A 24,612-nucleotide genomic window follows, 5' to 3' on the forward strand; every position below is an offset into this window, starting at 1 on the left:
AAAAGGCAAAATTACGTTTTTAGAATTGAACAACGCAACTTCGCCTTTTAAAATTAAAATCTATCCTTTGTATTTCTTACTCTTACCAAACAATTTCGGCTAAAATCTCATTTTCTTTTACTTTCCCTAACTGAATTGTTTTTAAAGTTTTTGTCGTTTTTCCGGCTTTGGTTGTATAAATTTCTACCATAAGGGTTGCCGGACCATTTTCGGTTAGTTTTGTTTCGCCAAAGTAATTTGTTTTTATTTTATATTTTCCTTTAATAGCATTTCGAATTAAATACTGCTCAGGTCCGTAACCTCTCGTAAAATCTTTTGAAAATCTTCCGCCGGCCTCAGTCGTAGTGTGACTGTAGTAGCATTCTTCACCATTTGGTTCAATAACATGAAGATCCAAATCTACATCCATTTGATTCCAGTTCAGGATTATTCTAATATCTACTGGCATTTTGTCTAGATATTTTTTGTCTAATTTTTCGGTTTTCAATCCTGAATGTTCTGTAATCATTCGATTCAAATCCATCAGAATAATATCCTCAACTCCCTCATAATGGCTGCGCATTTCGCCATAATAATTTACTTCCAGTGCTTTGATTAATTCATCAAAAGCTTCCTGATATTTTCCAGCATCTTCAAGAGTTAAAGCGTAATCACGTAAACTATGCGGTTCATGCGATCTCCACTTTACCACTTGTTTTGCTGTAAATACAGCATCATCAAAATCCTGCCATTGACGTAAAGTGTAAGTTAATGTTTTATAGAGTTGATGATTTTCTAATCCTAAATCGGCAATATTACTAATGATCTGTAATGCTTTTTTCACATCTCCCTGATTGTAGAAAAAGTGCGCAACATCAAAATAAAAACTCGGATTTTTTTCTTGCGCTTTTCTTAATTCTAAATACAAATCGTATTGTTTTTCTTTTGGCGCCGATGCTAATGCTTTTAAATACAATCTGTCGGGATTCCAAACTTTAAACTTGTTTGGATTTTTTGTAGTAACACTAATAATTCCATTTTCCGCTCTGTTTCCATAAATTGAGGTAATAGAACGATCTGTAATTTTTTCTACCGAAACCATATCAGCATTCACTATATCTTCAAGTTTTCCTTCAAAAATTTGTCCATCTACAACTATTAAAAGTTCCTTATTCGAATTATTAGATAAATATCCTCTCACAACAGCGGTACTATAATCATCTTCTTTTACTGCTTTGTCCCCATCGCGTGTAGCAACAGATTGATTTACAGCCGTCGCTAATCCTGGAGTAATAACTCTCGCAGGTCGATACGATTTTTCTTTTTTGGCTTGATTTTCTGCTCTTTCTAGTTTCATTGCAGATGGAGGCGTTGCTTGTGGTGCACTATTTTCTGTCACCATTGCGCTAACTGGTCCTGAACCAACCGGCTCATCAACTGTTAAAACAGCATCAGCATTACCATAAATAGTTCCAGATCTTCTTTTTGCCTTAGACTTTGGTAAAACTTTTGGCGCGACATATTTTTTATCCTGTTTCCACCAAGTATTTAATGCTGTAAAATAACTATCTACATTTTCCCAGCTGCTTTTTTGTTTTGCGATATTTCTATCTTGTTCCTGCTTTTTAATTCTGTCAAATTCTGCTCGTAATTCTGTGGGAGGAATAATATCATACATCATATAATCCTGCAGATTTTCCAGAACTATTAATGAAGTATTTTTGGTAATGATTCCGTATTTCTTTCCCAAAGTCTCAATTTCTTCAGCATTTTTTTCATATTGCAGTTCGAGATTGGCGATCTTTTTCTGCGCCCAAAGTTTTTCAATAATAACTTCATTTGTGTTTTGAATTGTACCGTCTAAAGTTATTTTTCTCTCTAAAACAGCCTCGTTCCCATTACCAAACAACAACGTAATTTCATTTTTTGGGTTTAATGAAATGCCCGAAAAACTAAAATTTCCTGAAACAGAAGTTCCTTCCATCGGAAATAAATCAGTAATTAAAAGATTTTCCTTTATTCCCAAAAATTTCAGATTCGTTGTAGTTAATTTATCCAAAGCATTTTCGATACTCAACTGATTTAAATTAATAAAACTCCCTCCCGTTTTAGAAGCGGTATAATTTAAAAAAGCAAAGTCTGCCGAAACGCAGGAGGAGATGGTAAATACCGTTTTTTTAGTTTTAGGAAATGAATTTTCACTCAAAGAAGACAATCCGTCCGTAGAAAATAAATATTGATCATGATCTGCAAAACTCAATTGCGAATAACGTGTTCCGCCGTCGTACTTTGTATTTTCTAAAACCGTTTTTAATTCACTCCAATTTCCATTAGAAACAACAAACTCTTTTTGTTTCTCAAAAGTATAATTCAAGAAATACAAAGTCACTTTTGTATTTTGTATTTTTTGAAAATAAGCATCCAATAAATCCAATTCTTTTTTAAGATCGCGATTTTGACAACTCAACGAATTATCCCAGACTAAACCAATTGATGTTGGTGTTTTTTTTTCTTTTTTGGCACCTTCAATAAAAAGATTTCCATAAAAATAATATTGACCGCCAACATCCTGCATCAAAGTACTGGGTGTATTATTTTGTATCGGAACTTCAAAAACTATTTTTTCTGTTGGCTGATAATTTTCTTTTTCGAAAGAAGCTTCAAAAGACTGATTCCATTTTGAAAAAGAAATTCTAGATGATTTCTCGGTAATTTTTGGTGAAGTTGAAGCCCCAATAACAGCGATTTTCACTGAAAATTTATCTAATTTTCGAGGATAACGACTTACTAATTGATAGGCCAGATTATTTTTATCTGAAGCCGAAAGTTCTTCTTCGTAACCAATGATTACAATTCTTTCTCCGTTTGGCATTAACGGATAAATTCTGGTTCTAAAATTATTGCCATCGACTTTTTCCAACAATCCTGGATCAACTCTACGATGTTCGATTGCCTCAAAAACCTGTTTGCCTTTGTTTTTATTTACTGGAACGGCTTCTCTTATTTTTCCATTAATATCAATGGCGTATCTTGAAACTGAAACATTTTCGGGAAGCGGAAAAATAAGTTCTGCTTCCATCTGGCGAGTTCCCGAATTAAAAAAATGCATTTCGGCAGTCGTATAAGCAATATTTCCCACCACTTTTACATTAACCAAAAGCTGACTCATTCTGACTTTTTCAGCATCATCACCGTTAACCATTAATTCCGGACTTTGAGCAAAAGTTTTGGTTCCAAAGAACAACAAAACATACAATAACAATTTCAAATAAACTTGAAAATCTACAGGCTTAAACATTTTTAATTTCATTACACAGGAGTTTAGATAGTCTATTAATAGTGGGATAAAAAACAAAAATAAACTTACAATAAAATGAAGTCGTTTTAAGTTTTTGACTTAATTATTTTTTAGAAAAATAATTTCCATTGGTTAAAAAAAATCACAGTCTCAACCTTGGAAGAGCATATATTCTTACCAAACAATTTCGGCTAAAATCTCATTTTCTTTTACTTTTCCTAATTGAATTGTTTTTAAAGTTCTTGTCGTTTTTCCGGCTTTGGTTGTATAAATTTCGACCATAACCGTTGCAGGACCACTTTCTGTTAATTCTCTTTCACCAAAATAATTTGTCTTGATTTGATATTTACCTTTCATTGCATTTCGAATTAAATATTGCTCTGGGCCATAACCTTGTGTAAAATCTTTTGAAAATCTCGCTCCAGCCTGCGTATTTCTGTGCGCAAAATAACACTCTTCTCCATTTGGCTCAATAATATGTAAATCCAAGTCAACATCCATTAAATTCCAATTCATTATAACTCGGATATCAATTGGCATTTTCGCAAGATACTTTTTATCTAATTTACCCGATTTTAATCCAGAATGTGCTGCCATCAAACGATTAAGATCCATCAAAATAATATCTTCAACGCCTTGATATTGTCCACTCATTTCTCCATAATAATTCACTTCAAGTGCTTTAATCAATTCATCAAAAGCTTCTTGGTATTTTCCTGCATCTTCCATAGCCAAAGCATAATCACGCAAACTCTGCGGTTCGTGTGCTCTCCATTTTGCAATTTGTTTTCCCGTAAATAATGCATCTTCATAATCTTTCCACTGACGCAAAGTGTAAGTCAACGTTTTGTAAAGCTGATGATTCTCTAAACCTAAATCGGCAATATTGCTAATCACCGAAAGTGCTTTTTTTACATCTCCTTGATTGTAGAAAAAATGAGCAACATCAAAATAAAAACTCGGATTTCTCTCTTGTTCTTTTCTCAATTCAAAATACAAATCGTATTGTTTTTCTTTTGGTGCCGATGCCAAAGCTTTTAAATAAAGCCTATCTGGATTCCATTTTTTTGGAGAACTTTCAACAACTCGTGATTCCTCTTCTGCAATTGCATCATTTTTTGCTTCCAAATTTGTTTCTTTATTGCTTTCGATAGCTTTGTCAGCACTAACAGACGGAGCAGGTGTGACTTGAAGTCCTGAAACTTTACTTGTAATCTCTTCTGAAATATCTTTATCCTCGGCAATACTTTCTGAAGAAATTGTTTGTACAGAACCAGTTACCATTGATCTTTTTTGTGATGCATACCCAGTTACAACCACTGATTCTAATTCTACTGAAGTATCACGCATAGTAATCGTAAACTGATTGTTTCTTCCAATATTAAAAGAGTTCGTATCAAGACCAACATAATAAACTTGAAGAGTGCTATTCTCTGGTGCTTTTATTAAAAATTTACCATCAAAATCAGTTTGAACTCCTTCTCTTTGTCCCAATACTAAAACGGTTGCACCTGGTAAAGGCAAGCCTTCCCGATCTACCACAATTCCTGAAACAGATCCCACAGCTAATTGGGAATTTCTGCTGCCTGTTGTTTGAGAAACGTTATTTGATGCCCGAGGTTTTACAACTTCAGGTTTTGGCAGCGGTTTTGGTTTGATATCTTCTTTCCACCATCTCTCTAATTCACTAAAATAACGATCGACATTCTGCCAATTATTTTTTTGTACTGCCAGATTATTAGCTTGTTCTTGTTTTTTTATTCTGTCAAATTCGACACGCAATTCTGCAGGCGGTACTATATCATACATAATATAATCCTGAATGTTTTCCAGAACAATCAACGAAGTGTTTTTGGTAATGATTCCATATTTCTTGCCTACAGTCTCAATCTCTTCTGCATTTTTATCATATTGCAATTCAAGGTTTGCGATTTTTTTCTGCGCCCAAAGTTTCTCAATAGTAACTTCATTTGTATTTTGAGAAGATGCATCTAAAGTAATTTTTCGTTCTAAAATCGCTTCGTTGTTATAACCAAATAATAACGTAATTTGATTTTTTGGATTTAAAGAAATACCCGAAAAACTAAAACTTCCAGAAACCGAAGTGCCTTTCATAGGAAACAAATCTGTAACGGTATAATTTTCTTTTACACCCAAAAACTTCAAATTATTGTTTACTAATTTATCCAAAGCATTTGCTCCGTTTAACTGATTCAGATTAATGAAAGCAGCGCCCGTTTTCATGGCAGAAAAATTCATAAAAGCAAAATCAGCAGAGACAGAAGATGTAATTGTATAAACGGGTTTATTTGTTTTTGGTAAAATATTCTCGCTTAAAGAAGATAATCCGTCAGAAAAGAATAAAAATTCATCATGAACAGGAAAATTTATTTTTGAAAAACGAGTTCCGCCATCGTATTTTGTATTTTCTAAAACCGTTTTTAATTCATTCCAATTTCCATTAGAAATACTAAACTCTTTTTGTTTTTCAAAAGTGTAATTTAAAAAGTACAGTGTCACCTTTGTATTTTTTATTTTCTGAAAATAAGCATCCAGTAAGTTCAATTCTTTTTTTAGATCCCGATTTTGACAACTCAGCGAATTATCCCAAATCAAACCAATAGAATTTGGTGCTTTTTTTGCTGTTTTATTTCCTTCAACAAAAGTATTTCCGTAGAAATAATATTGTCCGCCAACTGACTGTGTTAGAACACTTGGAATATTTTCTTTAATTGGAATAGTAAAAACTATTTTTTCTGAAGGCTGAAAATTTTCTTTTTTTAATGAAGTCTGAAAAGACTGATTCCATTTTGAAAAGATAATTTGTTCTCCCGAATTTTCTGCAATAGTCGGCGAAGCTGCGGTTCCTAAAACGGAAACATTGATTTCAAATTTCTCAAGCTTTTTAGGATAACGACTTACTAATTGATACGCCAGATTATTTTTGTCTGATGCCGAAAGTTCTTCTTCGTAACCAATAATTACGATTCTTTCGCCATTTGGCATTAAAGGATAAATTCTTGTTCTAAAATTATTTCCGTCTACTTTTTCTAACAATCCCGGATCAACTCTACGATGTTCAATTGCTTCAAAAACCTGTTTGCCTTTGTTTTTATTTACTGGAACGGCTTCACGCATTTTTCCGTTAATGTCAATTGCATATCTTGAAACCGAAACATTCTCTGGCAGCGGAAAAATTAATTCAGCTTCCATCTGGCGATTTCCTGAATTAAAAAAATGCATTTCCGTTGTTGTGTAAGCAATATTCCCAACCACTTTTACATTCACAATAAGCTGACTCATTTTGACTTTTTCGGCTTCGTCTCCTTTAACGGTTAATTCTGGGCTTTGCGCAAAAGTTTTTGTTCCGAAAAACAACAAAACATAAAATAATAATTTCAAACTGGCTTGAAAATCTACTGGCATAAACATTTTTGATTTCATGACTCGAAAGTTTAGATTGTATATTTATATAGAGAATAAAAAAATCAAAAAGGTTGGGAGGAATTTTAAAAAAAATTAAACCATGTAAGTTATATAAGAGAATATTAGATAAAGATTGAAAACATAGCCCACGGTTTCAACCGTGGGGATAAGATTGTAAATATGCATTGCGTCCCACGGTTGAAACCGTGGGCTATGTTTTAAAAACAAAAATCCCCATTACCTTTTTCAAAGTAATAGGGATTTTAAAAAACAATCTATTTTCAATTAATGTTATAAGAAAACTTTAAAACAAAGCTTACAATAAACTTAAATTTTCTTATATCACTTATATGGTTTCGAAAAAATTATGCGTTGAAAATTTTCTCTTGGTGTCCAATACTTTCTTGGTGAATTGCTTTGAACATTCTTAAAACAAACTCTTCAGTAAGACCTTTTTTCTCACCTTCTAAAATCATTTTTCCTAAGATTTCGTTCCAACGGTTGTTTTGAAGAATCGCAACGTTAGCATCTTTTTTCACCTGACCGATTTCATCAGCTACTTTCATACGTTTTCCTAAAAGCTCTAATAAATTAGCATCAAGTACGTCGATGTTCGCTCTTAGTTTTGTCATTTTTTGGCTGTACTCATCTGTAGTATCATCCGTTTTTCTGATAGTCAAATCTTTAATGATTTGTTTCAAAGAATCTGGAGTTACTTGCTGTGCAGCATCAGACCAAGCGTTGTCTGGATCGTAGTGCGTTTCGATAATCATACCATCGTAGTTCAAATCTAAAGCTTCCTGCGTTACTTCGAAAATCATTTTACGATCTCCAGTAATGTGAGATGGATCGATGATTAATGGTAAATCAGGGAATTTATTTTGTAATTCGATAGCAATCTGCCATTCTGGAATGTTTCTGTATTTTGTTTTTTCGTAAGTAGAGAAACCTCTGTGGATAACACCTAATTTCTCAATACCTGCCATGTGTAAACGCTCAACACCACCTAACCATAAAGCTAAATCTGGGTTTACAGGGTTTTTAACCAAAACAATTTTATCAGTTCCTTTTAATGTATCAGCAATTTCTTGAACTGCGAAAGGGTTTGCAGTTGTACGTGCACCAACCCATAATACGTCGATATCGTGTTCTAAAGCTAGTTTACAGTGCGCTGCAGTAGCAACTTCAGTACCCATTAATAAACCAGTTTCAGCTTTAGCTTTTTGTAACCATTTTAATCCGATTTCACCAACACCTTCAAATCCTCCCGGACGCGTTCTTGGTTTCCAGATTCCAGCTCTGAAAACGCTTACTTTAGAATCTTTTAATTCGTGAGCAATTTTCAAAACCTGATCTTCCGTTTCTGCACTACAAGGTCCAGCTATCACAAGTGGGTGATTTAAATTGAAATCTTCTAACCACTTTCTCATTTCTTTTTTATTTTCCATTTTTAATTGTGTTTACTTTTTAATTGTTAATCCGTTTAATATTTCTTTTATTTTATTTGTACTTTCCATTTCTTCAAAAATGGCATTGTAATCTTCATCTTTCAACAAATCCCTAAACCGACTGAGATTTGCAATATATTCTTCTAAAGTTTCCAGAACGTGTTCTTTGTTTTGCTTGAAAATCGGTGTCCACATTGCTGGTGAACTTTTCGCCAGACGCACCGTACTTTCAAATCCACTTCCCGCCATGTCAAAAATATCCTGTTCGTCTTTTTCTTTATTCATAACCGTTTTCCCAAGCATAAACGAACTAATGTGCGACAAATGCGAAACGTAAGCAATATGTTTGTCATGCGAAGTCGGATCCATGTACCGAATCCTCATTCCAATTGAACTGAAAAGGTTCAATGCTTTTTCCTGCAGTTTAAAAGCCGTTTTTTCAACTTCACAAATAATGTTCGTTTTTCCTTGAAACAAACCTCTTATTGCTGCCGATGGTCCCGAAAACTCCGTTCCGGCAATTGGATGCGTTGCAATAAAATTTCTTCTTTTCGGGTGACCAGCTACTGCTTCACAAATTGGCTTTTTAGTCGATCCTACTTCAAAAACAATTGTTTTATCTCCCACTAAATCCAATACTTTTGGCAAAACTGTCAGCGCCACATCAACTGGAACCGAAACGATTACAAAATCTGCTTTTTGTAAATCTTCAAAGCTTCCCGCTTCATCGATAACACCTAACTCAATTGCCTCCTGTACGTGTTTTTCGTTATTATCGATTCCTAAAATAGTCGCTTCAGGATAACGTCCTTTGATGTCTAACACCATCGAACCACCTATTAACCCTATTCCTATTACGTATACTTTCATAATTTTTAAAAAATTCCAAGATTTAAAATTCCAACCTTATTTAACCGCAAGGTTCGTAAAATATGAAATCTAAAATCTACATTCTAATATCTAAAATCGATCAATCGCTTCTTGTACTTTTTCTTCTTTTACACACAATGAGAATCTGATATAACCTTCACCGTTGCTTCCAAAAATGGTTCCTGGTGTAATGAAAATATGTTTCTCATATAATATTTCGTCAATGAACTTCTCTGCTGATTCTATTCCTTCTGGAAGTTTTGCCCAAACGAACAATCCAACTCCTTCTTTATATACTTTGCAGTTTAATTTTTCTGCCAGCTTTTCGGTTAATTCTCTTCTTCGTCTGTAGATTTTATTGTTATCTTCAAACCAAGATTTATCACATTTTAAAGCTGCAATAGCACCTTTTTGAATTCCGTAATACATCCCGCTGTCCATATTGCTTTTTACTTTTAGGACTGCATCTATAATTTCAGGATTTCCTAAAACCATTCCGACTCTCCAGCCTGCCATATTGAATGTTTTACTTAATGAATTTAATTCTAAAGCCACATCCTTCGCTCCTTCAACCTGCAATAAACTCATCGGATTATCATTCAAAACAAAACTATACGGATTGTCATTAATCAATAATATATTGTGTTTTTTAGCAAAAGCAACCAATTTTTCAAATAACGCTAAACTTCCTCTCGCTCCTGTCGGCATGTGCGGATAACCAAGCCACATTAATTTTACTTTCTCCAGCTCTAATTTCTCTAAAGATTCGAAATCTGGTTCCCAGCTGTTTTCTTCTTTCAAATCATAATAAACTGGAACCGCTCCTACCAAATTGGTTACCGAAGTATAAGTCGGATAACCTGGATTCGGAATTAAAACATGATCGCCTTCGTTTAAAAATGCCAGCGAAATATGCATAATTCCTTCTTTGGAACCCATCAATGGTAAAATTTCATTATTGGGATTTACAGTAACTCCAAACTGATCTTTATAAAAATCTGCCATCGCCTGTCTCATTTCTGGTAATCCTTGATAGCTTTGATAACCATGCCCATTCTCGTCCTGAATTGCCGAAGCTACTGCTTCAATTACTGCTTTCGATGGACTCAAATCCGGGCTTCCAATTCCCATATTGATGATCGGTTTTCCTTCAGACATCAGCTGTCTTACTTCTCTTAGTTTTGATGAGAAGTAGTATTCTTCAACTGTGTCTAATCGTTTTGCTGTTGTTATCATGATTTTTATTTATTCTCTTTTAGAGTTTTCTATTTTTACTCCCAAAAAATTGGAACTTGGATTTTTAAACTTGAATTTCCTTTACAAAGGCTTAGTATCTCTATATTCCCCAAGCACTTTAAAATATTCTGCCATTATCGTTAATAAGGCTTTTGCTTTTGCATAATCTTCATATTTCTCGAATGTTACGTCTACGAAAAACGAATATTTCCAAGGTGTTTCAATTTTTGGAAGCGACTGAATTTTGGTTAAATTCAGTTTGCAGTCGCTCATTACATTTAAAACCGCTGCAAGGCTTCCTCTTTTATGATCCAATTCAAATTTTACCGAAGCTCTGTTGATTTCGCTTTCTGGTAAAAATGAATTTTGCTTTTTAATGATTACGAAACGAGTCATGTTATTTTTAATCGTTTGAATCGCCGGTGCAATAATATCAAGATCGTACATTTCGGCAGCTGTCTGACTTGCAATTGCTGCAATTCCGGTTAACTGTTTTTCCTGAATTCTTCTCGCAGTTTCTGCCGTATCTTTATCCTCAACCAATTTGATATTTGGATATTGTTTCAAAAAATCCATACACTGCAAAAGTGCCATCGGGTGCGAATGAACTTCTTTTATATCTTCAATTTTCTGACCTTTTAAAGCCATTAAATTTTGTTGAATATTTAAATAATGCTCTCCAATTATGTGTAAATTATTCTTATCAATCAAAGCATAATTCGGAATAATCGGCCCTGCAATCGAATTTTCTATCGCCATCACGGCCTGATCAGATTTTCCGGCAAGAAGGCTGTCGATTAATTCTTCAAAAGACAAACATTCATCAATACCCACATTTTCAGAGAAATACTCTTTCACAACCTGATGATGAAAAGAACCTTTAATACCTTGTATTGCAATTTTAGTTGTCATATAGTCAAAAAAAAATCCTGATTTGCATCAGGATTGTATATTAGTTTTATTTGTCTTAAATTTTATCTCAAATAACCATAGCACAATCCTGACTTCTACTAAAGAAGAAATAAAAATTGTTGCTAAAATAAAAACGGTTACTTGCCATTTTGTTTGTCTTATTGTTTAAATTCTCTGCGAATGTATAAATTATTTTCACCCCTCCAAAAAAAATATTGCATTTTATGAAACAAAAAAGGATTTCTTAACAAATTTAGGAGGTTTTGTATGATAATGTAAAAAAATCAGCTTAAAATGAGAATATTAAAATGAGGTTCTAAGGTTCTTAGATGCTAAGGTACTAAGGTTTTTTCGCCACGAATTTCACTAATGAACACGAATTATTCTCAACTTAGATTTAATTTCACTAATCTACTTTAATGAATTCAAAATAAAATTAGCGGAAATTCGTGAAATTCGTGGCTAAAAAAACTTTTAAAACAAACCAGAAACTGGCTTATTCTTAATACCGATTTTAGAATAATTAAAATCGAGTTTTTCTTTTAATAACGAAGCGTATACACTTCTAAAATCAGTTTCATATTTTAAATCGCCATTATCCAGATCAGCTAAATTTGGATTTTTTCCTAAAATAGCTCCTTTATTATTCCCTCCAATAATAAACATTGGTGCTGCCGTTCCGTGATCGGTTCCGTTGCCGTTGTCTCTTACGCGTCTTCCGAATTCTGAGAAAACTACAATTGTTACATTTTGCAATAAGTTCGCTTGCTTTAAATCTTTGTAGAAACTAAAAAGTGAATCGTTTAAGTCTGTCAATTTTCTTTCATGAATAGAAAGCTGATTGTCGTGTGTATCAAATCCGTTTAAAGACGTGTAATATACTTTTGAATTCAAATTTCCTTTTATCAAACGTGCAATCCATTCTAAGTTTTTGGATAATTCGGTTTTTGGATAGCTGGTTTCTGATTTTGATTTCAACAATGCTTTCTGAATTTCATCTGAACCTTCGCTAACCGAATTGGCAATTTTTCGAACGAAATCCAATTGCGGATTATCTGATAATTTAGAATCTTCCATACCGCCTTTCACTTTAAAACGATTCGGGTCTTTTACCGTAATCGAATTCGGCTCAATTCCTTTCAAAGCCAGATTATCAATCGAATCTAAATTCACACCCGCCGTTGGCTGATGTCCGTTACATTGCAGATCTAAATAGCGCCCAAGCCAGCCTTCGTTTACATATTTATTAGAATCTACTGCTGTCTGCCAAATTTCTTGACTCCTGAAATGAGAGCGAACAGGTTCTGGATAACCCACATTTTGAATTACTGTCAAATCGCCGTTTTGCTGCATTTGGGCAAAATCTTTTAAGGACGGATGAAATCCCATTCCTCTATTTTTTCCAACAACACTTTCTTTATTAAAAGCGATTTTTGTTCGCAGATCATAATACAGCGGATCATCGTAAGGAATAAAAGTATTCAATCCGTCATTACCTCCATTCAACTGTACAAAAACAACGCATTGTTCGCCTACAATTAAATTTTGCTGCGTTCCAAAAGCGTGCAGAAAATCTGGAAGCACAAGCATTCCACCTGTAAAAGTTCCTGTCAACGTTAAAAAAGTTCTTCTATTCATGAAATCAAACTTTTAAATTAATTGATATTCGGGCAGTTTTGTAATATAATTGAATAACCGAATTACTGCTGCATCGGCATTAGGTTCTTTGGGATCAAAATCATATTTCAAAAGGTTTTCCATATCTTTTTGAATCGATTCATTTGTTTTAAAAAGCAAGCGATCTGACAATTCAGAAATAATGGTTTTATTATTGCCACTGTCATCAAATTGAACCTTGACTTTAACTTTGTTGATTTCCAAAACAGGTTTTTCAGGTTCTGAATTCATTTTATTTAAAAATTTCCCTGTTATAGTTCTTCCTTTACACAACAAATCCGAAGTATTATTTCGCTGTAAATAGATCTGCGAAGTCAGCCACGAATTTCCTCCGTCCCAACCTTTCACATTGGTTTGATTGTACAAATCCATCCCTTGTTGTTTCAGAAAATATTGCACCATGCCGTTATCAAAATCTTCCATTTGCAATTCATTCGTCAACTGCAGAATATAAACCAGCGGATTTTTAATTTTACTTCCAGCCGTTTCTTTCGCATATTCTTCGGTAAAAATCTTGGTCAATAAAGGCTCAATTTCAAACTTTACTTTTCGGAGATAATCACCATAATAAGTTACTAGTTTTTCTGGCGGATTATCATATACAAACCATTTCAGCAATTTTCGTGTAATGAGATACGGAATGTTTTTTTGCTCAAAAATGATATCAACCAAGTCATCGGCTTTCCAATTTCCCGTTTTCCCGAAATAGGTTTTATCGGTATTGTCTTCTGCATTTTTTCTGTAAACAGCACCATCGTCGCCGACATTTAAACCTGCTAAAGCTTTTGCGCCGTTCTTAATATCTTCTTCCGAATAATTCCCAATTCCGATAGTGAATAATTCCAGTAATTCACGACTCAGGTTTTCGTTTACTTTTCCTTTTTTGTTGTCACCATTATCGAGATATTTTACCATCGCGTTCGATTTCAGAATCTGCTTGGTCAATTCTTTAAAATTACCAAAAGCTTTTTCCCTTAAAATCATATTGTGCTGATAAATCCAGTAATTGACTTTTACTTTCTGTGAAGTCGACACGAAGTGATTGTGCCAAAAGCAAACCATATTTTCGCGAAGCGGAAATTCATCCGTTCGCATTTTGTTAATCCACCATTTTTTAAATGCGACGTTTGCCTGATTTTCTTTTTTCTGAAATACTTTTTTGGTTTCGGGATCGGATGTCTTGATTAATTCCCGTAATTGTTTAAGTTCTAAAGTTGTTTTAGGCTGATCTTGCAGAAAGTCCGGAAGTGTTGTATCAAATTTGGAATTATAGGAATGCTTTAGAAATTTTTCTAATCCAAGTTTTTCTATCTTTTCGGCTTCTTTTCCAGAAAACCCCAAGCGTAAGGACCAAAGACTGTTCTTTTTCATAATTTGGAAATTATTACTAATAAGACTTCGTTCTCTAAAAAAGGTTTAATTTTTGAAGGAAGTAAGTCGCTGAGATTCTGAGGTGCTAAGATTTAAAAAGTCTTTGGTATTAATTAAAACGGGGATTTTTTGGGGATATTGTTAACACAATATAGACTATCATAATCAAAATATAGCCCGTGGTTTCAACCATGGGAAACGAACTGGAAGAATACAATGTATCTCCTTTGTGTTCCCGTGGTTGAAACCACGGGCTATATTTAAAATTATATCGTTAAAAACAAAAAAGCAGTTATCAAAACGACAACTGCTTTATATATTTATTTCCAGATTAAAAAATCTAAAATCTACATTCTAAAATCTAAAATTATTAAGACCCACACATCTCACAATCCTCAGGATCCGCCGCTTGTGCTTTCAATAACATTGCTTTGTAATCTTCAACACTGATTGCTTCAGTTTCCGCAACTAAAGAAGGAGCTGTTTCCTCTTTTTTATCGTTATTTAATGTGAATTTAATCGCATCTACAGCTGCTTTTGTTCTTAGGTAATACATTCCTGTTTTTAAACCAGACTGCCAAGCGTAGAAGTGCATTGACGTTAGTTTAGAATAGTTTGCATCCTGCATGAACAAATTCAGCGATTGAGATTGGTCAATAAAATAACCTCTTTGACGAGACATATCGATAATATCTTTCATCGACATTTCCCAAACCGTTTTATAAAGCTCTTTTAAGTCTTGCGGAATAATATCTATGTTTTGAACAGATCCATTATGACGCATAATTTCTTGTTTCAAGTCTTCGTTCCATAAACCTCTTTCTACTAAATCGTGCAATAAATGTTTGTTTACTACGATGAATTCTCCAGACAATACACGACGTGTGTAAATATTTGAAGTATAAGGTTCGAAAGCTTCGTTGTTTCCAAGAATTTGAGAAGTCGATGCTGTTGGCATTGGCGCAACTAATAAAGAGTTACGAACTCCATGTTCTACCACTTCTTTTCTTAATGAAGCCCAGTCCCAACGACCAGATAATTCTTCATCTTTCATTCCCCACATATTGTACTGGAATTCTCCTTTTGACATTGGCGAACCTTCGAAAGTTGAATACGGACCTTCTTCTTTTGCCATTTCCATAGAAGCAGTAACTGCAGCAAAGTATAAAGTTTCGAAAATCTCTTGGTTTAATTTTTTAGCCTCGTCACTTGTAAACGGCATACGAAGCATGATAAAAGCATCTGCCAAACCTTGAACTCCTAATCCAACCGGACGGTGGCGCATGTTTGAATTTTCTGCTTCTTTTACTGGATAATAATTTCTGTCGATTACTTTGTTCAAGTTACGAGTTACACGTTTTGTAACATTGTAAAGCGCTTCGTGATCAAATTTTCCATTTTCAATAAACATTGGCAATGAGATCGAAGCCAAGTTACAAACTGCAATTTCATCTTTAGAAGTAAACTCCATAATCTCTGTACACAAGTTAGAAGAACGAATTGTTCCTAAATTCTTGTGGTTCGATTTACGGTTTGCTGCATCTTTGTACAACATATACGGCGTTCCAGTCTCGATTTGAGATTCTAGGATTTTCTCCCATAATTCACGAGCACGGATTGTTTTTCTTCCTTTATTTTGAAATTCATAATCGGTATATAATGCTTCAAATTCTTCTCCGTAAACATCATACAATCCTGGACATTCGTTTGGACACATTAAAGTCCAAGTTGAATCTTCCTGAACACGTTTCATGAACAAATCTGAAGTCCACATCGCGAAGAATAAATCTCTCGCACGCATTTCTTCTTTTCCTGTATTTTTCTTTAAATCCAAGAAATCGAAGATATCAGCATGCCAAGTTTCGATGTAAATCGCAAAACTACCTTTACGTTTTCCACCACCTTGATCTACGTAACGAGCTGTATCGTTGAAAACTCGAAGCATCGGAACAATTCCGTTTGAAGTTCCGTTTGTACCGCGAATATAAGATCCAGTTGCACGAACGTTATGAATAGAAAGTCCGATTCCTCCCGCTGACTGCGAAATTTTTGCGGTTTGTTTTAATGTATCGTAGATTCCGTCAATACTATCATCCTGCATCGCCAAAAGGAAACAAGAAGACATTTGCGGTTTTGGAGTTCCTGCATTAAACAACGTTGGCGTTGCATGTGTAAAGAACTTTTTAGACATTAAATCGTAAGTTTCAATTACCGATTTTAAATCGTCTAAGTGAATACCAACAGAAACACGCATTAACATGTGCTGCGGACGCTCTACAATTTTTCCGTTTATTTTTAATAAATACGAACGCTCTAAAGTTTTAAAACCAAAGTAATCGTAATTAAAATCTCTCGTATAAATAATATGCGAATCTAAGAAAGCTGAATTTTCCTGAATAACCTTAAATACCTCATCCGAAAGTAATGGCGCATCTTGTCCGTTTCTTGGATTAACGTAGTTATACATATCTTTCATCGTTTCTGAGAAAGATTTTTTGGTATTTGAATGTAGATTTGAAATTGCCACACGCGCTGCCAATTGTGCATAATCTGGATGCGCAATAGTCATAGAAGCCGCCGTTTCTGCTGCAAGATTATCCAATTCAGAAGTAGAAACACCATCATACAATCCTTCGATAACACGCATCGCTACCTTAACAGGATCTACAAGCTCGTTTAAGCCGTAACACAATTTTTTAATTCTCTCTGTAATCTTATCAAACATTACGGGCTCTCTGTGGCCATCTCTTTTTACTACATACATAAGCTTACTATTTTTAGTTATTGAAAAAATGAAAGTCACATTGAAAACGAATCCAAGTGCCTAAACATTGCGTGTTTTAAAATTAATTTTAGAGAATTATGACATTCTCAATAGTTACCCTTTTCAAATTCGAAAATCAAATTTAAAAGGGTCAAAAATTGCTATTGAATCTTCGATTTGGGAAAGAGATTCAACCTAAAAAAATGTTGTTAATCGTTTTAGCACCGCTTGAAGAGCAGTCACTAAATTATTCTTGTTGTCTAGAAATCTGCATCAAATGAAATTTTCTGAGCATCGCTGTCAGTGTTCATCACACCTGATTTTTGATACTCTGCAACACGTTTTTCAAAGAAATTAGTTTTTCCTTGAAGAGAAATCATGTCCATGAAATCAAACGGATTTGCTGATCCATAAACACGCTCGCAGCCTAACTCTACTAATAATCTGTCTGCAACAAATTCTAAGTATTGCGTCATTAACGCTGCATTCATACCAATTAAACTTACCGGAAGTGATTCTGTTACAAATTCTCTTTCGATATCTAAAGCATTAACGATAATTTCTTTAATTCTTTCTTTTGGCACTTTATTAATCAAGTGATGATTATGAAGGTGAACTGCAAAATCACAATGTACGCCTTCGTCACGCGAAATTAACTCGTTTGAGAAAGTTAATCCCGGCATTAATCCACGTTTTTTCAACCAGTAAATTGAACAGAAAGCTCCAGAAAAGAAAATTCCTTCTACAGCAGCAAAAGCAATAAGTCTTTCTGCGAAAGAATCAGACTCAATCCATTTTAAAGCCCATTCTGCTTTTTTAGCAATTGCAGGGAAAACTTCTAAAGCATTAAACAGTTGTGTTTTTTCTGCTTCGTCTTTAACGTATGTATCAATTAATAAAGAATAAGTTTCGCTGTGAATGTTTTCCATCATGATCTGGAAACCATAGAAAAATTTAGCTTCAGCATATTGCACTTCGTTTACGAAGTTTTCTGCCAAGTTCTCATTTACGATTCCGTCAGACGCAGCAAAGAATGCTAAGATATGCTTAATGAAATATCTTTCGTCATCATTCAATTTATTATTCCAATCTGTCAAATCTTGGTGTAAGTCGATTTCTTCTGCAGTCCAAAAACTAGCTTCCATCTTCTTATACCACTCCCAAATGTCATGATGTTTAATCGGAAAAATAACGAATCGGTTTTTATTTTCTTGTAATATTGGTTCGATTTGAGACATGACAGATTTTGTTAATTTTTTATTGATTTTTTGCTCTTGAACAAGCAGTACAAAGATTGTCAATTAACGCCAAAAATCAAACTCAAACTTATTCACAATCTGACGTAGTTTTTAACAAAGGCTTAAAATTGCGATAATTTTCAGACAATATTTAAATATTTGTAAATGAGATATTTAAAAGCCTTAATTCTTCGGAAAGTGCTGTAAAATATAGACTTTAAAATATAAAAAGCAAGTAATTTTTAATTGTTTTGAAAAGTTTTTTTTGAGTTAAAACTTTATTTTTTTGAGTTAAAAACATGTAGTCAAAAAGACTACAAAGCGGATATGTTTTTTTACGAGTTTTTAAGTTCTTGAGCTACTTTTTCGAGTTCCAAATACCAATCTTCTCCAAAACGTCTGATCAACGCTTCTTTGACAAATTTATAAACCGGAACTTCCAATTCTCTTCCTAAAGAACAAGCATCATCGCAAATATCCCATTTATCGTAATTCACTGCTGCAAATTCTGTGAAGTCTTTTACACGGATCGGATATAAATGACAAGAAACCGGCTTTTTCCAATCTACGATTCCTTGATTATAAGCTTGCTCGATACCGCAAAGAGCAGTTTGACCATCAAAAATTACATAAGCGCAATCTTTATTATCAATCAGCGGTGTCTCCAAATCGCCGTCTGTTCCTGTAACCCAAGTTCCTTGGGCTTCGATTGCCTCAATTCCTTCTTTACGCAAAAATGGCTTTACTGTTGGGTAAATCTCTTCCATGATTTTAGTTTCAGCCTCGTTCAAAGGCGCACCTGCATCACCATCCACGCAACAAGCTCCTTTACAAGCAGACAAATTGCACACAAATTCTTTTTCAAGAATATCCTCCGAAATAATCGTTTTTCCTAACTGAAACATGATCTTAAAATACTGTAATTATAAAGTGCAAAGATAGTCAAAGAAAACAGATAAAAAATACAACACAGAGATTCGCAGAGAGTTTCACAGAGATTCACAAAGAATTATTTCATTTTTGTTCTTTTCACAATTTAATCTTCGAGAAACTTTGCGAAAAATCTTTGCGAAACTTCGGGGTAAAAAACACAAATGTTACAAATATCACTTTTTAAACCAATAAAACGTGTTTTTATAACAAAAATACAAGCTACAGAAAAAACACCTAACTTTATTAACTACTTTTGCAGCAGTTTTTTAAACACTAAAAATCAAACGATATGTTAGAAATCGATTTTAAAGAAATTGTTACGGTCAGTATGGTACTTTTTGCAGTAATTGATATTGTTGGTTCAATTCCGATTATTGTAAACTTAAGAGCAAAGGTTGGGCATATTGAATCTGAAAAAGCTTCAATTGTGGCCGGCGCTATTATGATTGTTTTCTTATTTGTTGGAGAAGGTTTATTAAACTTAATCGGTATCGATGTTCATTCATTTGCCGTTGCCGGTTCTTTTGTATTATTCTTTCTGGCATTAGAAATGATTTTAGGAATCCGAATTTATCGTGACGAAGAACCGGGCTCTGCTTCTATTGTTCCATTGGCATTTCCTTTAATTGCCGGAGCAGGAACTATGACTACTTTGTTATCGCTTCGTTCACAATTTCACACCATAAATATTATCATCGCGATTTTATTAAATATTATATTGGTTTATGTGGTTTTGAAGTCTTCTAAAAAGATCGAAAATTTGTTAGGAGAAAACGGACTGGGCGTTGTCCGCAAGACATTTGGAGTAATACTTTTAGCAATTGCTGTTAAATTATTCGCTGCTAATGTTAAAGGTTTGTTCGTCTAAAATTAATTTTTATACTTTTACCCCATAAAATTTCTAAAATACAATTATAAGCCATTTTTTGCTTGTAGTTCTACTTTATTATTTTAGACAAATAGAAACAATCTTATGAAAATTTTCACTTCAATCTTAGTGCTTTTAGCATTAGCTTTAATTGTTTTTAATATTACGCTATTAGACTTTAAAAATCCTTTTCAGGGAGATAGTATTGTAGCTTTTATTGGAATTGCAGCTTCATTTTGCGCTGTTCTGATTCTTTTGATTTTTAGAATTTCAAAAAGAATCGAAGAAAAAACAAACGGCAGATAATAATGTTTGACGTTTTAATTATCGGCGGAGGCGTATCAGGAATGTCCTGTGCCTTGGTCTTAGGTTCTGCTCATAAGAAAGCTTTTGCTGCCGACAAAAAAATCGGAATTTTTACGCATCAGAAAAATTCTTCTCTTCAAGAAGCAATTTTCTACAATGCTTATGGAGTAACGCCAGGTAAATTGGGCTCTGAACTTCTTACAGAAAGCACTCAGGATTTAGCAGCTTCATATCCGCATATCACTCAAATTCCAAATGAAAAAGTAATTCGTATTGAAGGCAGTTATTCTGATTTCACTGTAGTGACCAATAAAAATTCTTATCAGACAAAAAATATTGTGATCGGAATTGGTTCTGCTAATACTTTTGATATTGAAGGTTTAATGCAGTTTGTAGAACCTCATAAAAAAGCGCTTGCAGAAAAACAAAGAATTCAGCTTAAAAACGAAGATCATAAAGTAGCTGACGGTATTTACGTAATCGGAACACTTGCAGGCTGGAGAAGCCAACTAGCCATCGCTGCCGGAAGCGGTGCTGCTGTAGCAACAGATATTCTAACTTTATGGAACAACGGCGTGCAGACTCATGCACACGACAGCATTCGATAAAAATCTCATAAATTATTAAACCATATAAGTGATATAAGTTCATATATGCTTTGTGCATAAAATTTAAATGAACTTATATCACTTATATGGTTTATTTTTTGTTGTATGGTAAACTCTCTTATTTAACCGAAACGATTTCCGTCACTTTAATATGATTTTCATCTTCGGTTTTCCATTTTTCTCCTTTTACAGAAACTACGTCGCCAATTTTTAATTGTTTGTAATTTTGAGGGCCGCCAACGTTTACGATACTGATCGTTGCAAAATACACTTCTTTATTGTCTGTTGTAATTTTTGCAGTATAACCATCTTTTCCTCCTTCAATTGATTCTACTTTTCCAGAAACTGCAGTATTAGCATCATTTTTCATAGTTGTACAAGAAATCATAAATGTTACCAGCAGCAATAAGGCGCTTATTCTCTTTAAATTTTTCATATAATTTGGGTTTTTCTTTACCGCAAATTACGTCAAGATTAACGTAATCTCGGCTAATTTTTATCTTAAGTTACTATTATTTTTTTGAGACAAAATTTATGCCAGCTGTATGCAGCTTCCACCAATAACTTTCAAAATTTCATTAGATATTTTCCAAACTCTTATATATCTAAACACTCCGTTAATTGCAGTTATATCATAAGTTCCTTTTAATGAAACTGTAACAGCTACAACTGCTGTTTCTTCAATCAAATTAATAATTTGATCTGAAGCTTCTATCGATTCTATTTTCATTTTTCCAGAACGATAAGTTTCCAAATCAAACTCTTTTGTGATTGTATTTCCGTCCGGAAGATTAAAAAGAAGATCGTCATGAAGCAGTTTTTCTAAAACAGCAATATCAGAGTTTTTGACTGCTGTTAGAAGTTCAATTTCAGCATTTACAACTTTGGCTATATCCATCTTTTTTTATTTAAAATTAAAAAAAATCTGCCGAATCTGCTCAATCTGCGAGCTGAAAAAAGTATTTCTCGCAGATTGAGCAGATTCGGCAGAGCTATTATTTGCTTTTTTTAATCTTTATTTATTTCTTCGGCTTCGGATTTAGGATTGTTTTGATCATCGCGTCGTCTTTTAAGATTACGTCATAATAATACAATTCTCCGTACAATTGTCTGGCAAATTCTGCCGTAATGTAACGATTTACCAACGCCTTTGTATTATCCAGCTTTAAATCTAAACCGGTTTGCAAAATATAGTTTTTAAACTTTTTGAAGTAAACGTCAGAATTTTTCATTTTAGTCAAAAATTCACTGAACTGAATGCCGTCAAAAGCATGTCTGTTTTTATCTAATTCTTCAAAAACAAAATGGCCGACAATTCCTGTCTGCATTAAGTAAGCCACATTTTCATTTCCATGCTCCGCTTCCATCGGCACAAAAACATCGGGAACAATCCCGCCGCCACCGTAAACAATTTTACCTTTTGGTGTTTTAAATTTTAATGAATCGGCAACTTTTATACTGTCTTTTGCATACAATTCGCCTGTCGCTACTCTCGCTTCAGATTCTTTAAAATACTCTTCGTTTCCTTTTTTATATGGTTTTTGAATCGATCTTCCTGTCGGAGTGTAATAACGCGCCACAGTTAATCGTACAGCCGATCCGTCATTAAAATCCATTTCTCTCTGCACCAAACCTTTTCCAAAAGAACGTCTTCCGACAATCGTACCGCGATCATTATCCTGAATCGCTCCAGCTAAAATTTCGCTTGCAGAAGCACTATTTTCATTAATTAAAACATATACTTTTCCACTTTCAAAACTTCCCGCTTTTGTGGCGTATGTTTTTTCAGTTGAGCCATTCTTACTTTTTGTAAAAACAATCAGCTGTTTGTCTTTTAAGAATTCGTCTGCAATAGCAATCGCTTCTTCCATATAACCGCCTCCGTTATCACGAAGATCAATTACCAAAGATTCGATTCCTTTTTGTTTTAAACGCGCTAAACCAGTTTTAAATTCGTTAAAAGTAGTTTCTGCAAAACGATTGATTTTGATATAACCCGTTTTGTTTCCAATCATAATTGAAGCATCAACACTTTTGATTGGAATTACGTCACGTTTTACTTTAAATTTCAGTTTCTTTTGTTCTGATTTTCTAAAAACGGTCAATTCGATTTCTGACCCTTGAAGTCCTTTTAATTTAGAAAACAAACTATCAGAAGGAAGTCTTCGTCCGTACAATTTTGTTTTTCCAGCAAAGAGAATTCGATCTCCCGATTTTAATCCCGCTTTCGCTGAAGGGCCATTTTCAATTGGTTTTATAATCGCAACCGAATCTTTATACATATAAAAATTGATTCCGATTCCAACAAAATCACCTTTCATGCTTTCGGCAACTTCTGCTTGTTCTGTCGGCGGAATATAAACGGAGTGTGGATCTAATTTTGAAAGAATATTGTCGACAGTAAGATTTACTATAGAATCGGTATTGATACTGTCAACATATTCGTTATTGATAAAATCAATAAGTTTATTGAGTTTGGTTTTAGAGTAATTTTTAGCCAAAAGCTGATCATCTGCGGGAGCGCTCATAAGGCTTCCGAGAACAGTTCCGAGGGCAAAAGTCCCACCGATTACAATTGGTAAATATTTCGAATTAAATTTCATTATTCTTCTAAAACAGGAATATGTTCAACCTCTATACCAGCTTTTATTAAAAATTGAATTCCCGAATCATCGCGATATCCATCTTTATACACCACTCTTTTTATACCCGATTGGTGAATTAGTTTGCTGCATTCTTTACAAGGCGAAAGTGTGATGTATAATGTTGCTCCTTCGCAGGATTGTGTCGAGCGCGCTACTTTCAAAATTGCATTTGCTTCGGCGTGTAACACATCCCATCTTGTTAATCCGTCTTCATCTTCACAGCAGTTTTCAAATCCAGACGGTGTTCCGTTGTAGCCGTCAGAAATAATCATTCTGTCTTTTACGATAATTGCACCAACTTGTTTGCGTTTGCAATAAGAGAGTAAACTCCATTCTTTGGCAATTCTAAGATACGCTTTATCGTATTTATTACTTTGTTTTACTTCCATTTATTTTATCTGTTCCAAATCGGACTTTCGATAATCATCGGAATTACTACTCCGATAATAAAAGCCGACATTACAAGTGCCCAATCGCGTTTTGAAAAACGAAATACGGTCTGCACTATATATGAAATTACTAACACTACAAAAACCACTATCAACTGAGCGGCTTCGATTCCTAAAGCGAACTCTCCCAAAGGGATTAGTTTTGATGTTGGCGATCCTCCTAATATTGTTTTGAAATAATTTGAAAAACCTAGACCGTGAATAATTCCAAAGAATAAAGTTATGAAAAATACCAGATTAATACTATCATTTTTTGAGGTCTTTCCTGCTGTAAATAAATGATATAATGCTGTAACTAATATTGTTATCGGAATTAGGAATTCGACCAGATTTACTTTAATTGTTACAATTCCGTAAACCGAAAGTATTAAAGCTAAAGTATGGCCAATCGTAAAGATCGAAACTAAGACAAAAATTCTTTTCCAGTCTTTAAACAAATACGGCACCGTTAGGGCGATTAAAAAAAGAACGTGATCGTAAGCGTTGATATCTAAAACGTGTTTTAATCCTATTTGAAAATAAATCCAAAATTGTGACATAGGTATATTTAAATTAAATAATTAGGGGTTGTAAACTTACGATTA

At 33.9% G+C, this 24,612-nt stretch carries 19 protein-coding genes; 3 read left to right on the plus strand and 16 right to left on the minus strand.

Features of this window, described 5'->3' with window-relative positions:
• Positions 1-82: 82 nt before the first annotated feature.
• From ACFSC2_RS00165 to ACFSC2_RS00215, 11 genes are all read right to left on the minus strand, one after another.
• Positions 83-3,289, minus strand: coding sequence for a VIT domain-containing protein (locus ACFSC2_RS00165; RefSeq protein ID WP_379817233.1), 3,207 nt, complete (start codon positions 3,287-3,289; stop codon positions 83-85).
• Positions 3,290-3,451: 162 nt separating this feature from the next.
• Positions 3,452-6,721, minus strand: a complete 3,270-nt coding sequence (locus ACFSC2_RS00170) for a VIT domain-containing protein (protein ID WP_379817234.1) — start codon at positions 6,719-6,721, stop codon at positions 3,452-3,454.
• Between the two features lie 347 nt (positions 6,722-7,068).
• On the minus strand, positions 7,069-8,151 hold the full coding sequence (locus ACFSC2_RS00175; protein ID WP_095928247.1) for a bifunctional 3-deoxy-7-phosphoheptulonate synthase/chorismate mutase type II: 1,083 nt from the start codon (positions 8,149-8,151) through the stop codon (positions 7,069-7,071).
• A gap of 12 nt (positions 8,152-8,163) precedes the next feature.
• Positions 8,164-9,021 (minus strand): prephenate dehydrogenase, encoded by an 858-nt coding sequence (locus tag ACFSC2_RS00180; protein ID WP_379817235.1) that lies wholly within the window; start codon positions 9,019-9,021, stop codon positions 8,164-8,166.
• Positions 9,022-9,111: 90 nt separating this feature from the next.
• Positions 9,112-10,257: a pyridoxal phosphate-dependent aminotransferase gene (locus ACFSC2_RS00185; protein ID WP_379817236.1), complete on the minus strand. Its 1,146-nt coding sequence runs from the start codon at positions 10,255-10,257 to the stop codon at positions 9,112-9,114.
• An 81-nt stretch (positions 10,258-10,338) separates the two neighbouring features.
• Positions 10,339-11,169: a prephenate dehydratase gene (locus tag ACFSC2_RS00190; protein ID WP_379817237.1), complete on the minus strand. Its 831-nt coding sequence runs from the start codon at positions 11,167-11,169 to the stop codon at positions 10,339-10,341.
• A gap of 474 nt (positions 11,170-11,643) precedes the next feature.
• Entirely contained in the window at positions 11,644-12,807 is a 1,164-nt protein-coding gene (locus ACFSC2_RS00195) for a DUF1501 domain-containing protein (RefSeq protein ID WP_379817238.1), read from the minus strand.
• 12 nt (positions 12,808-12,819) lie between these two features.
• On the minus strand, positions 12,820-14,217 hold the full coding sequence (locus ACFSC2_RS00200; protein ID WP_379817239.1) for a DUF1800 domain-containing protein: 1,398 nt from the start codon (positions 14,215-14,217) through the stop codon (positions 12,820-12,822).
• A gap of 370 nt (positions 14,218-14,587) precedes the next feature.
• Complete coding sequence (locus tag ACFSC2_RS00205) at positions 14,588-16,981, minus strand: ribonucleoside-diphosphate reductase subunit alpha (protein WP_379817240.1); 2,394 nt, start codon at positions 16,979-16,981, stop codon at positions 14,588-14,590.
• Between the two features lie 260 nt (positions 16,982-17,241).
• Positions 17,242-18,219: a ribonucleotide-diphosphate reductase subunit beta gene (locus ACFSC2_RS00210; RefSeq protein WP_379817241.1), complete on the minus strand. Its 978-nt coding sequence runs from the start codon at positions 18,217-18,219 to the stop codon at positions 17,242-17,244.
• A gap of 335 nt (positions 18,220-18,554) precedes the next feature.
• Entirely contained in the window at positions 18,555-19,124 is a 570-nt protein-coding gene (locus ACFSC2_RS00215; protein WP_379817242.1) for a DUF3109 family protein, read from the minus strand.
• Positions 19,125-19,441: 317 nt separating this feature from the next.
• Between ACFSC2_RS00215 and ACFSC2_RS00220 the strand changes: the two genes are divergently transcribed.
• The 3 genes from ACFSC2_RS00220 to ACFSC2_RS00230 all read left to right on the plus strand — a co-directional run bounded on the left by ACFSC2_RS00220 (position 19,442) and on the right by ACFSC2_RS00230 (position 20,934).
• On the plus strand, positions 19,442-20,020 hold the full coding sequence (locus tag ACFSC2_RS00220; RefSeq protein WP_194140354.1) for a MarC family protein: 579 nt from the start codon (positions 19,442-19,444) through the stop codon (positions 20,018-20,020).
• Positions 20,021-20,125: 105 nt separating this feature from the next.
• Positions 20,126-20,326 (plus strand): hypothetical protein, encoded by a 201-nt coding sequence (locus ACFSC2_RS00225; protein WP_068842256.1) that lies wholly within the window; start codon positions 20,126-20,128, stop codon positions 20,324-20,326.
• Positions 20,327-20,328: 2 nt separating this feature from the next.
• The gene (locus ACFSC2_RS00230; RefSeq protein WP_379817243.1) at positions 20,329-20,934 is read left to right on the plus strand and encodes an FAD-dependent oxidoreductase; all 606 of its coding nucleotides are present in this window, start codon (positions 20,329-20,331) and stop codon (positions 20,932-20,934) included.
• 118 nt (positions 20,935-21,052) lie between these two features.
• Here the strand turns inward: ACFSC2_RS00230 and ACFSC2_RS00235 are convergent, their stop codons facing one another.
• The 5 genes from ACFSC2_RS00235 to ACFSC2_RS00255 all read right to left on the minus strand — a co-directional run bounded on the left by ACFSC2_RS00235 (position 21,053) and on the right by ACFSC2_RS00255 (position 24,567).
• A complete protein-coding gene (locus ACFSC2_RS00235) occupies positions 21,053-21,370 on the minus strand; it encodes a hypothetical protein (RefSeq protein WP_379817244.1) in 318 nt (105 codons plus the stop codon).
• Between the two features lie 96 nt (positions 21,371-21,466).
• Positions 21,467-21,832 carry a nuclear transport factor 2 family protein gene (locus ACFSC2_RS00240; protein ID WP_379817245.1) on the minus strand — a complete coding sequence of 122 codons (366 nt, stop codon included), beginning with the start codon at positions 21,830-21,832 and terminating at the stop codon, positions 21,467-21,469.
• Positions 21,833-21,953: 121 nt separating this feature from the next.
• Positions 21,954-23,537, minus strand: a complete 1,584-nt coding sequence (locus tag ACFSC2_RS00245) for a S41 family peptidase (protein ID WP_379817246.1) — start codon at positions 23,535-23,537, stop codon at positions 21,954-21,956.
• Entirely contained in the window at positions 23,537-23,968 is a 432-nt protein-coding gene (locus ACFSC2_RS00250) for a deoxycytidylate deaminase (RefSeq protein ID WP_379817247.1), read from the minus strand. The genes ACFSC2_RS00245 and ACFSC2_RS00250 overlap by 1 nt, the downstream gene beginning before the upstream one ends.
• 5 nt (positions 23,969-23,973) lie before the next feature.
• Entirely contained in the window at positions 23,974-24,567 is a 594-nt protein-coding gene (locus tag ACFSC2_RS00255; protein ID WP_379817248.1) for a HupE/UreJ family protein, read from the minus strand.
• Between the last annotated feature and the right edge of the window lie 45 nt (positions 24,568-24,612).

Source organism: Flavobacterium artemisiae, from assembly GCF_042678225.1.
GTDB classification, from domain to species: Bacteria; Bacteroidota; Bacteroidia; order Flavobacteriales; family Flavobacteriaceae; genus Flavobacterium; species Flavobacterium artemisiae.

What these genes read in the sequence shown, in the direction of transcription:
- ACFSC2_RS00165 (WP_379817233.1), bottom strand. Translation starts at nt 3,289, where the DNA reads ATGAAATTAAAAATGTTTAAGCCTGTAGATTTTCAAGTTTATTTGAAA.
- ACFSC2_RS00170 (WP_379817234.1), bottom strand. Translation starts at nt 6,721, where the DNA reads ATGAAATCAAAAATGTTTATGCCAGTAGATTTTCAAGCCAGTTTGAAA.
- ACFSC2_RS00175 (WP_095928247.1), bottom strand. Translation starts at nt 8,151, where the DNA reads ATGGAAAATAAAAAAGAAATGAGAAAGTGGTTAGAAGATTTCAATTTA.
- ACFSC2_RS00180 (WP_379817235.1), bottom strand. Translation starts at nt 9,021, where the DNA reads ATGAAAGTATACGTAATAGGAATAGGGTTAATAGGTGGTTCGATGGTG.
- ACFSC2_RS00185 (WP_379817236.1), bottom strand. Translation starts at nt 10,257, where the DNA reads ATGATAACAACAGCAAAACGATTAGACACAGTTGAAGAATACTACTTC.
- ACFSC2_RS00190 (WP_379817237.1), bottom strand. Translation starts at nt 11,169, where the DNA reads ATGACAACTAAAATTGCAATACAAGGTATTAAAGGTTCTTTTCATCAT.
- ACFSC2_RS00195 (WP_379817238.1), bottom strand. Translation starts at nt 12,807, where the DNA reads ATGAATAGAAGAACTTTTTTAACGTTGACAGGAACTTTTACAGGTGGA.
- ACFSC2_RS00200 (WP_379817239.1), bottom strand. Translation starts at nt 14,217, where the DNA reads ATGAAAAAGAACAGTCTTTGGTCCTTACGCTTGGGGTTTTCTGGAAAA.
- ACFSC2_RS00205 (WP_379817240.1), bottom strand. Translation starts at nt 16,981, where the DNA reads ATGTATGTAGTAAAAAGAGATGGCCACAGAGAGCCCGTAATGTTTGAT.
- ACFSC2_RS00210 (WP_379817241.1), bottom strand. Translation starts at nt 18,219, where the DNA reads ATGTCTCAAATCGAACCAATATTACAAGAAAATAAAAACCGATTCGTT.
- ACFSC2_RS00215 (WP_379817242.1), bottom strand. Translation starts at nt 19,124, where the DNA reads ATGTTTCAGTTAGGAAAAACGATTATTTCGGAGGATATTCTTGAAAAA.
- ACFSC2_RS00220 (WP_194140354.1), top strand. Translation starts at nt 19,442, where the DNA reads ATGTTAGAAATCGATTTTAAAGAAATTGTTACGGTCAGTATGGTACTT.
- ACFSC2_RS00225 (WP_068842256.1), top strand. Translation starts at nt 20,126, where the DNA reads ATGAAAATTTTCACTTCAATCTTAGTGCTTTTAGCATTAGCTTTAATT.
- ACFSC2_RS00230 (WP_379817243.1), top strand. Translation starts at nt 20,329, where the DNA reads ATGTTTGACGTTTTAATTATCGGCGGAGGCGTATCAGGAATGTCCTGT.
- ACFSC2_RS00235 (WP_379817244.1), bottom strand. Translation starts at nt 21,370, where the DNA reads ATGAAAAATTTAAAGAGAATAAGCGCCTTATTGCTGCTGGTAACATTT.
- ACFSC2_RS00240 (WP_379817245.1), bottom strand. Translation starts at nt 21,832, where the DNA reads ATGGATATAGCCAAAGTTGTAAATGCTGAAATTGAACTTCTAACAGCA.
- ACFSC2_RS00245 (WP_379817246.1), bottom strand. Translation starts at nt 23,537, where the DNA reads ATGAAATTTAATTCGAAATATTTACCAATTGTAATCGGTGGGACTTTT.
- ACFSC2_RS00250 (WP_379817247.1), bottom strand. Translation starts at nt 23,968, where the DNA reads ATGGAAGTAAAACAAAGTAATAAATACGATAAAGCGTATCTTAGAATT.
- ACFSC2_RS00255 (WP_379817248.1), bottom strand. Translation starts at nt 24,567, where the DNA reads ATGTCACAATTTTGGATTTATTTTCAAATAGGATTAAAACACGTTTTA.